Source organism: Bacteroides sp. OF04-15BH (genome assembly GCF_003477995.1).
GTDB lineage: Bacteria > Bacteroidota > Bacteroidia > Bacteroidales > Bacteroidaceae > Paraprevotella.
The window spans coordinates 40,874-53,397 of record NZ_QUEM01000027.1 but is presented as its reverse complement, the minus strand read 5'-3'; the positions used below and the strand labels follow the sequence as shown (position 1 = coordinate 53,397).

At 49.9% G+C, this 12,524-nt stretch carries 10 protein-coding genes; 2 read left to right on the top strand and 8 right to left on the bottom strand.

From position 1 onward, the window contains the following. Both DXA74_RS11975 and DXA74_RS11970 read right to left on the bottom strand, forming a co-directional pair. A partial coding sequence (locus tag DXA74_RS11975) for an efflux RND transporter permease subunit (RefSeq protein ID WP_199666162.1) occupies nucleotides 1-1,065 on the bottom strand: 1,065 nt, incomplete at its 3' end. Between the two features lie 11 nt (nucleotides 1,066-1,076). Then, the gene (locus tag DXA74_RS11970; protein WP_118527906.1) at nucleotides 1,077-2,213 is read right to left on the bottom strand and encodes an efflux RND transporter periplasmic adaptor subunit; all 1,137 of its coding nucleotides are present in this window, start codon (nucleotides 2,211-2,213) and stop codon (nucleotides 1,077-1,079) included. A 199-nt stretch (nucleotides 2,214-2,412) separates the two neighbouring features. On the opposite strand from DXA74_RS11970, the gene DXA74_RS11965 reads away from it, so the two are divergent. Beyond that, nucleotides 2,413-3,282: an AraC family transcriptional regulator gene (locus DXA74_RS11965; protein ID WP_118527904.1), complete on the top strand. Its 870-nt coding sequence runs from the start codon at nucleotides 2,413-2,415 to the stop codon at nucleotides 3,280-3,282. Nucleotides 3,283-3,912: 630 nt separating this feature from the next. On the opposite strand, the gene DXA74_RS11960 is transcribed toward DXA74_RS11965, so the two are convergent. The 6 genes from DXA74_RS11960 to DXA74_RS11935 all read right to left on the bottom strand — a co-directional run bounded on the left by DXA74_RS11960 (nucleotide 3,913) and on the right by DXA74_RS11935 (nucleotide 10,914). Further along, entirely contained in the window at nucleotides 3,913-4,098 is a 186-nt protein-coding gene (locus DXA74_RS11960) for an AraC family transcriptional regulator (protein WP_158576065.1), read from the bottom strand. Between the two features lie 11 nt (nucleotides 4,099-4,109). After that, nucleotides 4,110-4,781 (bottom strand): AraC family transcriptional regulator, encoded by a 672-nt coding sequence (locus DXA74_RS11955; protein WP_118527900.1) that lies wholly within the window; start codon nucleotides 4,779-4,781, stop codon nucleotides 4,110-4,112. Between the two features lie 361 nt (nucleotides 4,782-5,142). Then, nucleotides 5,143-5,517 carry a DUF4878 domain-containing protein gene (locus tag DXA74_RS11950; RefSeq protein ID WP_118527898.1) on the bottom strand — a complete coding sequence of 125 codons (375 nt, stop codon included), beginning with the start codon at nucleotides 5,515-5,517 and terminating at the stop codon, nucleotides 5,143-5,145. 12 nt (nucleotides 5,518-5,529) lie between these two features. After that, on the bottom strand, nucleotides 5,530-6,165 hold the full coding sequence (locus tag DXA74_RS11945; RefSeq protein WP_118527896.1) for a YiiX/YebB-like N1pC/P60 family cysteine hydrolase: 636 nt from the start codon (nucleotides 6,163-6,165) through the stop codon (nucleotides 5,530-5,532). Between the two features lie 30 nt (nucleotides 6,166-6,195). Continuing rightward, complete coding sequence (locus DXA74_RS11940; protein ID WP_158576064.1) at nucleotides 6,196-9,936, bottom strand: LamG-like jellyroll fold domain-containing protein; 3,741 nt, start codon at nucleotides 9,934-9,936, stop codon at nucleotides 6,196-6,198. Between the two features lie 114 nt (nucleotides 9,937-10,050). Next, nucleotides 10,051-10,914, bottom strand: coding sequence for an AraC family transcriptional regulator (locus DXA74_RS11935; protein ID WP_233550527.1), 864 nt, complete (start codon nucleotides 10,912-10,914; stop codon nucleotides 10,051-10,053). Between the two features lie 147 nt (nucleotides 10,915-11,061). Between DXA74_RS11935 and DXA74_RS11930 the strand changes: the two genes are divergently transcribed. Beyond that, nucleotides 11,062-12,513: an alpha-L-fucosidase gene (locus DXA74_RS11930; RefSeq protein ID WP_118527892.1), complete on the top strand. Its 1,452-nt coding sequence runs from the start codon at nucleotides 11,062-11,064 to the stop codon at nucleotides 12,511-12,513. Nucleotides 12,514-12,524 lie beyond the last annotated feature (11 nt).

The following is a 12,524-nucleotide window of genomic DNA, read 5'->3' as shown; positions in this document are numbered from 1 at the left end:
AGGGATAAAACTAACCTTGACACAGTTTATCTGACACAACCCTCGATTGAGTGTTTTGATCACCTCATTGATGGAAGCATCCAGGAAGTTCTTGGTACTCATCAGCTCCACAATCTCCATATCTTCCGGCAAATCCTTTTTCAGTTCTTCCAGATAAGAGTTGATGTCGGTAATAATCTCATTGGCATTTGTTCCGGCCATCTGATTAATCATACAGGTGGTTCCGGGTGCTCCGTTCACACTTCCCGTATAGGAATAACTTTGTGCTCCCAGTTCCACATCGGCCACATCCTTGAGTTTCAGTACTCGTCCGTCACTGAATGACTTGATAACTATTTCCTCAAACTCTTCTTCTGTTTCCAATCGTCCACGGTATTTCAGTGTATACTGATACACATTTTTCGAATCTTCGCCAATAGATCCGGTAGAGGCTTCAATATTCTGGCTGGCCAAAGCCGCCTCTACATCCGACGGTTCCAGCTCATATTGTGCCATCACATCAGGCTTCAGCCAGATACGCATGGCATAGTCGCCACCCATGACGTTTACTTCTCCCACACCGCTAATACGCTGAATCTGCGGCTTTACATTAATGGTCAGATAATTGGTCAGGAAATTTTCATCATACGTCCCGTTCGGACTATACAGGCCAAAGATCATCAACGTACTGCTCTGACGCTTCATGGTGGTTACTCCCACCTTGGTTACCTCCGCCGGCAACAAAGATGTAGCTGTAGAAACTTTGTTCTGCACGTTCACCGCCGCCATATCCGGATCAGTTCCCTGCTTGAAATACACCGTAATCTCAGCACTACCGGTATTACTGGCCGTAGAGGTCATGTTCTCCACACCATTGATCGCCTCTTCCAGAGGAACAATCACACTCTTCTGCACCGCTTCGGCATTGGCACCGCTATAGGTGGTAGAAACACGGATGGTAGGCGGGGCAATATCAGGATACTGCTCTACGGACAAGGCATAGAGTCCAATCAGTCCGGCAACCAGAATCACCACGGAAATCACGATGGACAGGATCGGCCGGTCAATAAAATGTTTCAGATTCATAACGTGCCCTCCTATTTCTTTTCGTTCTTCTTGTCAGCAGTTCCCGTTCCGGAAGTGACCGGCATACCGTCTTTCAGCAGACCGGCTCCTTCGGCCACAATCACATCTCCGGCCTTCAGTCCGGATTCCACCACATATTCCTTTCCGTCATTGATGCGGAACACTTCTATCGGAGTAGAGACAGCCTTTCCGTCTACCACTTTAAAAGCAAAAATACGGTCCTGAATCTCATAAGTGGCCTCCTGAGGAATAATCAGACTCTGTTTCTGTTCATAAGGCACTATCACATTGGCTTGTCCGCCGCTCAACAAACGCTTGCCGGGATTGGCAAACACTGCACGCAGACGCACGGTTCCGGTTGTCTTGTCCACAATGCCGCTGATTACGTCCACCCGTCCTTTCTGTTCGTATACCGAACCGTCGTTCAGTTCCAGAGATACGTCGGGAAAAGATTTCAAAGCCTCCGCCAAAGAACCGTACTCGGCTGTCAGGGAAAGCACCTGCTTTTCTGTCAATGAAAAATAGGCATACATCTCTGAATTGTCAGAAACGGTAATCAAAGGATCGGTCATCGAAGCGCTGACCAAAGCACCCACACGGTAAGAAGTCATGCCGGCATAGCCGTCTACCGGACTTTTTACCTCTGTATAAGACAGATTATTCCGGGCATCATCCAGTTCAGCCTTTGCCTGTTTCAAAGAAGCCACAGCACTTTTGTATTCATTCCGGGCAGTACGCAACTCAAAATCAGAAACGACCTTGCCCTGATACAAAAGTTCCTTACCCTCCAGATTCTGTTTGGCAGTGGCCACATTGGCCTCAGCCGTAGCAACAGACGCCTCAGCCTTCTGAAGAGCAGCCCGATAAGGTACCTGATCGATGATAAAAAGCACTTGTCCTTTACGCACTTGTGCTCCCTCATCCACGCACACCTTGGTTATCGTTCCCGAAACCTGTGGACGTACCTCCACATCCTGACGTCCTTCAATCACCGCAGAATATTTCACGGAAAGCTGACGATCTTCCTTTTTTAAAGTCATCAGTGGATAATCCCCCGTCGCAGCCTGCTGCTGGACTTTTTGCTGACATCCGGAAAACAACAGTCCTCCGCATAAGCCGGATACAAGAATAAATGTTTTGATCTTCATTTTATTTTGATTTTGCTTTGTTGTAGCGCAAAATTACCCCATGTATCAAAGACATATCTTGTCCAAAAGAGCCAAACATTTGTTTAAAAGGAATCCTGTTAGCAAATGTTAGCATATCATCTGTATAATAGTCACATTGTTTTGTCAATAAGAGACATTTTTATATTTTTGCATCGTAACACAACAAAAACAACACAGAATGACACAAACAGAATTATCAAATCTATTTCCGTCCACCTGTTCTTTGGGCGATTGGGTGCTTTTGGTTTCTCCTTCCGATTTCTTTCGTCTGAAAGGAATCACCATTGAAAAAAGCAGATTATTTCTGCTTGTATGCCAGGGAAGTCTGTCCGTAACCATTAACGGTAAAAACTTTGAACTGACGCAGGGACTTGTCGACCTTCTGGACACCTCCACACTCCTGGTAGGTTCTTGCAGCAATGATCTGGAGGCATGGGCCTTATTTGCCACCTTTGAGTTTGCCAGCGCTTCCCTGAAAAACTTACGGCCGGGCCCCATGATTCATCCTCAGGAACGGCTGAACATCCCCATTATGGACTTTACAGAAAAGGAAACGACTCTGATGCAAAGACAATTGCAGCAACTGAAAGAAATCCTTGCCGACAAGAACCATTACTATCAACGTGAAATGGCTGAATTGTATTTTCGCAGTTTCAATCTGGAACTGGGCAATGCTCTCTACCGGCATCTGAAAGAAGCCGATGATGCTCCCAAGTATATCAGCCGACGGGACTTTGTCACCCTGAATTTTTTCAAGCTGGTCAATGAACATGCTGTCCGGGAGCACCGGTTGAACTTCTACGCCCAGACGCTCTGCATTTCCGAGAAACACCTGACACGCATCATCAAGGAAACCACCGGCAAGACACCTTACTTTTTTATCTGCCAGGAAATCGTTCATCATGCCATGGCTCTGCTCGAGGACAACAAAATTTCCATCGGCGAGATAGCCGACACTCTGAACTTCTCCGACCAGGCAGCCTTCTGCAAATTTTTCAAAAAACAGAAAACGGTATCTCCCCTGGCCTATCGCAGACGGTATGAATAAACAACGCGTCATGGCCGACTGGCCATGACGCGTCTCTCCCTAATTAAGCCTGTAGCAGTCAGGATTCACGAATAGTCACATATAGTATTATGGTTTTCTGACCGTTTCTTTGAAGGAACATGAGGATTTTCCACTTTTCCCGTGGTTCTCCGTTCTTTCCATTACTCATATTAATTTACTTTTGGGTACTCAAATACAATATAAAGACAATCACAAAGATAGGCCTGCAGGCTCTGATTCAATTAGCATTTCAGCCTTTTTGTTTTCCCTTTTTTATCTGGATGCATTTTTCTTTGGAAAACGCAAGAAGACAGCAAAGAATATAAATATTCCTTACTGTCCTCACACATCAACTCATTATTATTGGAAACATCTGGGTTTACTGGTTCCTTCTACACTACTTTCTTGTTCTTGAATCGAATAATTGGTAATTACGCATCCTTTTCCCGTATCAGACGCATAATGTCTTTGTTTTCATTTTGTCCTGTACTTTCCTACTCTTATCTATTCATTCTCATGATATCCTCAGTTCAGAGCAGACAATCTATCGCATTCTATCTTCTGTTTGCAAATATAGGGGTTATTTCTCCAAAGGAATTACCATTTTAGCTCCAATATTTATCCTTACGGTTACGCCTCGGGAAAATCCGCATCTTCTCTTAAAAGATTCACTTTTCGCCACTCGGTCGGCGTACAACCCAGATTCTTTTTGCAGAACCGGGTGAACTGCGACAACGATGAAAAGTTCAAGGAATAAGCCACCTCGCTTACCGTTGCATTTTCATTAGCCAGTTTGTTTATAATGGCAGATTTCATCTGCTTGTGCATCACCGGCCTGCCGGTTCATCAAATTCTTTGTTAAATTGCTTTTTGAATGATGACAGAGACACATGACACAATTCTGCCAACTCTTTAATACTCTTTGCCTTACGGTAGTTACTCCACACTTTGTTTCTAAAATGATAGTCGCTTCCCAACATTGGATAAAAGAAGGTGGCCAGTTCCAGTTTCGAATAGTAAAAACGCATGAGCCAGAACAGTTCCTTCATCTTAATCTCATGAAAATGAATACAGTTGGCTCCACTATCCAGATATTCGGTAAGCAGCTCCAGATACATATAAAGCTGTTTCCGGATATCCATCGGCAGCATCTCATACTTAATCTGGTCTCTCATCGGCAGGAAGCGCGAAAAGTTCATATTCTCACAGTTGTCTACTGTGTTTTCAAACAAGGCAATAATGATGTCGGATTCCTCATGAAACTCTAATTCACACCAGCTATAACGCTGGATAAAAGTCATATCGCCCGAGTTTAACATAGATTTTCTCTCTCCTGTCCTCAGTGCGATCTTGCCTTTCAGGAGAAATAGGATACAGTCTTTCTTGCTTTCATCCGCATAGCTCTTTCCCGCGTCTACTCGATAATGGATGAAACCTTCCTGTATCGCATTCGAATAATTAGAGCATGCCTTATGCTCATCCAGGTAAAATAGGTTCATAACACATTAAATAAAACATTAGTTTTTTGTTAAAAAATCAAGGTAGTATTGCTTAAAATCGTTTTTATAATCCAGGACAAATAAAACAAAAATACTCCAAGGTATAAGCTCCCTATTACACCTCATATCATCACGATTCTATTAAAAAGGAGCCCTGGTTTAGTTAAGGGGTTTTTTAGTGTAGAATAACAGATACATCACAACGGGATACAGACCTACCTGCTGGCGGCAAAGATAGTAAAAAATAATAAGTCAATTTTCTTTTTTAGTTTTTTTCGGTTTTATTCTGCCTTTTAAAAATACAAAAGGGGAGTCCTCCCGGACTCCCTTTTTCAGAAACTATCATTCAATTCTAAAAGCGTTATTTGCCGATTTCCATCAGCCATTTTCCATCTTTCTTTACCATGGGCTGTTTTTCCAAATCTTTGCTACCGTCTTTATAAACCACTTCATAAGTTACAATGGCCAAAGAATCTTCCACAATGACACTGTCGCCCACGACATTATATTCTTCTACATTTCCATTTTTCTCGGCTTTTTCTCCAATGAGGGCCGCAAACTGCTCCTTCTGTTCCTGAGTCGGTTGCTTCTTGAAATTCATGCCATCCACAAAGGCCACATAGTCCTTGTTCTGCATGGCATCCAGATAATCCTGCAAGGCATCTCCGGCCCCGCTTCCACTACAGGCAGTCAGCAACAGTCCGCCCAATAATGCATACAAATTTTTCTTTCCCATAGGCTGTTCGTTTTAAGGGTTATTATGTTTTTGATTTTGCGGCACCAGTCTGTTGCTGACCCATAAATCTTCCGGAAACAGATAGCTTGATGTCTTTCCGGGAATCACCAGCTGATGTCTTCTCTCTTCTGCCAGATCTATTCCATGTTTGCGGTACAGATACCACACCAGCTCCGTACAATAGAAACTGGTTGTATCCCACAAATCATAGTCATGGTCAAAACTAACACCCTTTTCATATTTTCCGTATGCCGCCAGCGCCACCTGCGCCGCCACACTATCGGAACAGTCTACTCTTCGCCATGCTCCCCGACAGGCTCTCTGCGGTGCAAAGAAACTGTCCAGAGGCTCGCACTTGATGCGGTCTGTCTCTCCCGGCAGTGCTTCGTTGGGCACCGCGTGCACCACCATCCACCGTCCGTTCTTTTTCAGAGTCAGTCCCACATGCGAAAAGTCTCCTCCGCCCACGGTCGTCACCACCCGGCTGGCTCCTTCCAGTCCCATTCGGAACAGCAAGTCACCGTCTCGCCACAAAGTTGTGTCCACCCGTACCGGCTCTCCTGCCTGTGGTCTTTCTCCTTCGCACCCGAAAAAAAGACCAAGCAGGATAACGGCTGGCAATTTAATAAAAAAACTTATACGCACCATTCTTTTTGTATTCTTTTTTAAGAAAAAGAGTTATTTCTTCTTTTCGGGCAATGGAAATTCTAAAGAAAAGACTCCCTCGGTACGCCCCCAGGCATCTCCATCGGGACCAAAGCCGCTTCGGATACCCCGGTTGCCGGACTCTGAGCGGTCTTCGACATCTCCTCCACTCTGATTGAAATCATAATAGAGCAAAGGAAGATACTTACCTTCATGACTTTCTTTCCAGGCCTGATCCAACGGACGGTTGGCCACCTCCTGCAGCACGGCATCATCCAGAGCCTCGCCCCAGCAACGCAGTTCGTCTATAACGCCGCTCATCGGATGTTCCTTTCCGCCCAGATACATCGGTTTTTCTCCACCGATGGTCTGCACGGCCTGCTGCTGACTGTGCACCACTGCCCCGTCTCTCAGGAAGTCCACCTTGCCGCGACAGAAACGCACGGCATAATGATGCCACTCTCCACAACGCAAGGCACCGGCCGGTGTGCGGTAAACCACGGTATCTACCTTCAGCACCAAAGCTCCGTTTTTCTGGGCAGTGAGCGACCAGCTTCCTTCCTGGCCCATACCGGCCATCCGGTCGGCCTGAGCCGGATACATCCACCACTCCAGCGTCATTTCCTCCTGTCCTTTTGACCAAGGAGTTTTCTGAGTCTGCACTGCCGCCTCCGCCTGAGTAAAGTTCAGACCGTTCTTGCTGTCAGCTCCGCATACCACCAGAGTCTGCTTCTTCACCAGTGAATCCGTACCCATTTCATTGCGCACGGTCAGCGCCACGTCATAGACACCCGGTTTCTCCGGAGTGATCACGGCATGTCTGCCTCCCACCTGATAAGTGGTGAGTCTGCTCTTCACGCTCCAGTGCCAGTCTGTCGGACGATACTTGCTTCGGTCGCTCAGTTCTACCCGCTGTCCGCACACCACAACCCGGCGTGACAGATCAAACTCCGGCAGCGGCTTCACGTTCTTCACCATCCAGCGCATCCGTTTCACGGCTCTGCGCCCGCTCACCGGATCCTTTACCCGCAATTTCACGGCATAGCTACCCGGCCGTTCGTAAAGTGCCCGTACGGCATGCAGATCGGTTGCTCCCGTTTCTGCCCCTCTCACGGTCCACTGATAGCCACAGCCCGGAAGCACTGTCTCGGGCAGGAAAGTCACCGGTTCACCGACCTTAAGTTCCGGCAGCGATGCACGGAAACGGGCCGATACCTCCGGCTGTTCCACCTCTACCAGTCTCTTGTCCTCATGAATCTTTCCTTCCCGGTCGCGTGCCTGCAACGCCAGTTCGTAACGGCCCTTCCGGTTCAGGAAGAACACCGGCGCACTGCCTTCCTTGGTGGTTTTGTTTCCTTTCGGGTCTGTCACACACCAGGATATAGTCTCCATACCCGCCGATATCCATGCTTTCGGCTGGAAAGGCTGTCCGGCAGTAACCGTTGTATCTTTTCCGGCTATACGGGCCCATTCCGTCCGTGTTCCGGTCTGCATCAGCGACTGGGGCAGAGCCATTTCCTTCACTCCTTCGGCATGCACCAGTTCGGCGGCAAAACGCCCGGTACGGTCGTTCCAGAAACTCTTTTTACCTTCCTGATACACCGATCCGTTATAACAGGCCAACAGATCCTCGGGCCGTCCCATCTCGGCAAACGTGTCGTGCATCATTTCCCGGATTTCCTCCTCGCTGCGTGCCGTTTTCCAGAAACGCAGCTCGGCCAGCTCCGCGTCCCAGGCACCATCTCCGCTTCCGTTGAGCGGAAAATCACCGAAGCCTCCAATACCTTTTCGTCCCCGGGCCCGCATGCCTCCTTCGGGTTTGCCGTTCACATATACCGTCAGCGAGTCTTCGCGCACCACAAAAGCCAGATGATACCACTGTCCCGGCACGATAGTGCCTTTGCGTGTATTCATCCGGTTGTCTCCATCCCATCCGGCCGTAATGGCGCCGTCATCATTGGCATGAATCAGCCAGCGGCCCCATCCGGGTCCCATCCCTTGATTCCAGCTTTTCCAGGAATAAGGCTTTATCCAGAATTCAATGGTTGCCTCAGGATAGTTGGTGGCAAACACTCCGGGTACTACCAGTCCGGCAGAATCCAGCCGGAGCGCCCGGCACTCCTGCTTCTGTTCGGGCAGACATTTCCACGCATTGGCTCCTGCCGATGCCACCGTCTTTCCGTTTCTCCGGTACAGCGCCTGCACCCGATAGGTCTTTCCGTATTCCGTTTTCTCATAGCTCCGTGCTTCGGCCGGAAGCGTATCTGCTTTTCCTTCCGTTCCGTCGCTCACGGCATATCCCGCCAGTTCATACACCGAGCGTTGCGGTGCTTCCCAACAGAAGCCTGCCGCTCCGCCGTTTCCGCGCACGTTCACCGGGTCGAAGAACGGCTCACCATCTACCCGGGCCGTGAGCACCGTCTTTACTCCTCCGCTCACCACCGGATAGCGCAGTCCCACATACATCGGGGTTTCCACGCCCAGCGTGTCCCATTCATAATCTATCACCGAGGCATGATAGATTGCTCCCTGACCGATTGCCTCCTTTTTCGTTTCGATAATCAGGAAATATTTCAGCGGCCGTCGGGTGTCCATCCCTTTGGTCAGGTCGGTCAGGTCATATCCCAGCTCCATCGGCTCGTCGTGCATCTTGCCGTCGGCCCATTTTCCCAGCATCGGGGTGGGCGCGTCCATTCCGAAGGTAGCCTTCTTGTTCGTCCGTCCGTCTCCGGCAAACTTGAAGTGTTCCAGTTCCACCGTGCGTTCGGGTTCACGGGCATCCGCACGGGTAGCCACCCCCACCGACAGCTTGATTTCGCTTCGTCGTGAATACTCCATGCGCAGCTTCAGGGTCCGTTTGGGACGGTAATCCTTGCGCACATGATAGAATTCCGGTTTCCAGGCACCGCCCTCACGCTGCCGCACCGGGAACGAATATTTGTACGGGCAATAGATAAAGCCTTTATTGGCCCATCCGTCGCCCCAGGAATTTACGATAATCCAGGCACCGCATTCGTCCTTGTCCTTCTCACCATATACCTTATTACTGTCCAGATCGAACACAATACGGTCGTCATAACCCACGATGGTCAGCGCATGGTCCACTCCGTCGCCCCAGCGGGTCACATACTTCATACCCGTCACGCCGGCCTTCTTGTTGATTCCCTGCGGATCGTCGGCAATGGTTCCCTGCTTGCAGGCACTGGCCACTCCAATGCCGCAGATACCTCCGGCTCCGAAATCCTTGTCTCCGTTGTGGTTCCACAGCCAGTTTTTCACCAGTTCGCGTCCTTCCTCCGTATCCAGTCCGTAAGGAGAAAACGAGTTGTGCGAGATGCGGTTGAACATAGCGGCATACCATTGGTCATACCCCTGCATCCAACCGAATTCCGCACTGCTGCAATCCTGGTTTCCGAACACCTGCGAATAAGTGGTACCACCATAGACCTGTGCGTTGGGCACTCCGTTGGCCATAGCCATACCCTCTTTTCCGGAGTTGCTGTTGGTCAGCAGCCAGGTAAAATGAGTCGGATAGATATTCTCCGTTTTCCGGGCATCTGCCTTCCGGTAGGCATCAATTTCATAAGTAAACATATACCCGATGCGCGAGGCCGAACCGCACGAGCCTCCGTGCTGGTTGAACACCGGCGGAAAATAAGGTGTCTCCGCATTATTGACATGATCCGGGCGTTTTTCATGTTTTTCAGGCGCCCCCGGTTGCGCCGCTGCTTCCTGGACACATCCGCAGCAGCAGAGTGCCAGTAGTGTTTTCATAAAGAAACTCATAGTTATCGTAAAAGATTGTTTTTCCCCGCAAAAATAAGCAAAGGCGCTTAAAAAGAGGGGAAATAAACAAACATTCACATCCGTTTCAGAAAAGCTACTCTTCTATTTCCGGAAGGTTCGCGGAGCCACTCCGGTCATTTTGTGAAAGAGTTTCGAGAACTGGGACAAATTCGGTATCCCCACCGCCTCAGCCACTTCCTTGATGCTCAGATCCGAAAGCAGAAGCAGGGTTTGCGCCCGCTCGATGCGCTTCATCTGCACAAAACGGTTGGGGGGCATTCCGTTTACATTTTTAAACAGTCGTGTAAAATGATCGGGACTGACGCACATCACCTCGGCCAGTTCGCGCACCGTGATCGGATGGTCCAGATGACTGTTGATGTAATGGAACACCTTGCTCATCCCCACATGCTGCTCAAAGCTTTGCACGGCAAAAGGTTCTTCCTGCTCCACAAAGCGGGCAAACAGTTGCAGCAGGATGCCCTTGCTCTCCAGATCCGCCCGGAGCTCCCTCAGGCTTTTCCCGTGGGTTGCCTCAAACAGATCGGCCCGGTTATCATACGATTTCGGGTCCGGATTGACAATCTGACAGTCGGGGTTCAGCTCCAGAAAACGCTTCATCAGACACTCGTCCAGCTTTCCCGCCCGGGTCTGATAACGAAGGCGGAAACAGTCAAACAGACTCTTTTCTCCGATAAACTGATCCAGAAAACAGATATAGTAGTGACTCATATAGTCATCGCACTGATAGGCATGATATGTGAACTTGGGAATCAGAAACAGGTCTCCTTCCTGCAAGTGGAATTTCTCTCCGTTCATATACACCCAGCCCTCTCCGCGCTCCACCAGATACAGTCTCGAAAACGGACTGATCACATCCTTATAACACCACTCTTTCCCCGCCTCATAATATCCCGCATAAATCATCTGCAGCGAAAAGGTGTTCTGAAAATCGGCATATCTCATACTTCTCTTTTTTCGGCATTTGCCGCAAATATAACTCCTCCCCCGACAAAAATATCGTTTTTTGCAAAGTTTTGCATCGCATTTTTCCTTTTCTTTCTGCCGTTTTCCTTCTATTTTTGCAAAAACAACCCAAATCTGATTCTACACATGAAAAATTATTCTCTTCTGTTGGCCCTGTCGCTGCTGCTCGCCACCGGTACAGCCCGTGCGGCCCGGCCCGACGTGGTTCCCACTCCGGGACAAAAGGCCATGATCGACCGTAAATACGGCATGTTCCTTCATTTTGGTATGAACACTTATCTGAATGCCGAGTGGAGCGACGGTTCTGCTGCAGCTTCGGTCTATGCTCCCCCGGCTGATATTGCCGAGAAGGCGGCCCAATGGGTGCGTCATGCCAAACGTGCCGGCATGCGCTCCATCGTGCTCACCACCAAGCATCACGACGGTTTCTGCCTGTGGGACAGCAAATACACCGATTATGATGTGGCCAACCCTCAGGTGCGCCATAAGGCCGATATCGTGCGGGCCGTGTCCGACGCCTGCAAGAAGGAAGGCATTGCCTTTTCCATCTACTACTCGCTGTGGGACCGCCACGAACCGCTTTACCGGGATCCGGACCCGCGCAAATATATCGAATTCATGAAAAAGCAGCTCGGCGAGCTGATGACCCAATACGGACCGGTGGCCGAACTGTGGTTCGACGGTGCCTGGGACCGCAAGGTGGACCAGTGGTATCTGCCCGAGGTCTATGATTTCGTCAAGAAGCTGCAACCGCAGTGCCAGATTTCCACCAACTGGACCATCGGCAAGCGTCCGGTCGACATGAAAGCCGGCGACCCGATTGTGTACTTCCCTTCCGACTTCCGTCTGTGGGACCCGTTCCTGCCGGTTCAGGACGACCCGAAGATCTATACCTATCAGGGTCAGGAATATTATCTGCCCTATGAGTGTACCCAGACCATATCCGTGCTGGGCAACTGGTTCTCTCATCCCGAGGACACCACCGTGCGCGAGCTGGAGGAACTGGAAGAAATCTTCCACGGCTCCACTGCCAACGACAACTGTCTGCTCCTGAATATTCCGCCGGACACCCACGGTGAACAGAACCCGCTGGCCATCCGGCGCATTGAGGAATTGGCGTCTCTGCTCGGCATCCAAAACGGCGGCGACTTCCCCAAGAAGCCGAAAACCCCGTCGTCGCTGACCCGCAACGCCACAGCCACGGCCACCGGCATCCATAAGGACGATGCCCTGCACAACGGTCCGCTCTATGCCGTAGACAGTGACGTGTCTACCGCCTGGACCGGCGACAGCCTTTCCGTACTCCAGATCCGTCTGGCCCGGAAAGTAGCCTTCAAGCAACTCTTCCTCATCATCGGCAAGGGCAGCATCGGCGAGTATGCCTTGGAGTATCTCGACGGAAAAACCTGGAAAACCCTCCATCAGGACCGGATTGACCCGGCCACCCAGCCCCAGAGTTTCATGGGCTATGGCTTTATCGACCTGAAGTTCGACCGCAAGATCCGGGCTCGCGACCTCCGTCTGCGCGTCCTGCAGTCCAACGGCCGCCCTTCGGTCTATTCGCTGCGTCTCCGCTAATCCGTAGTCCA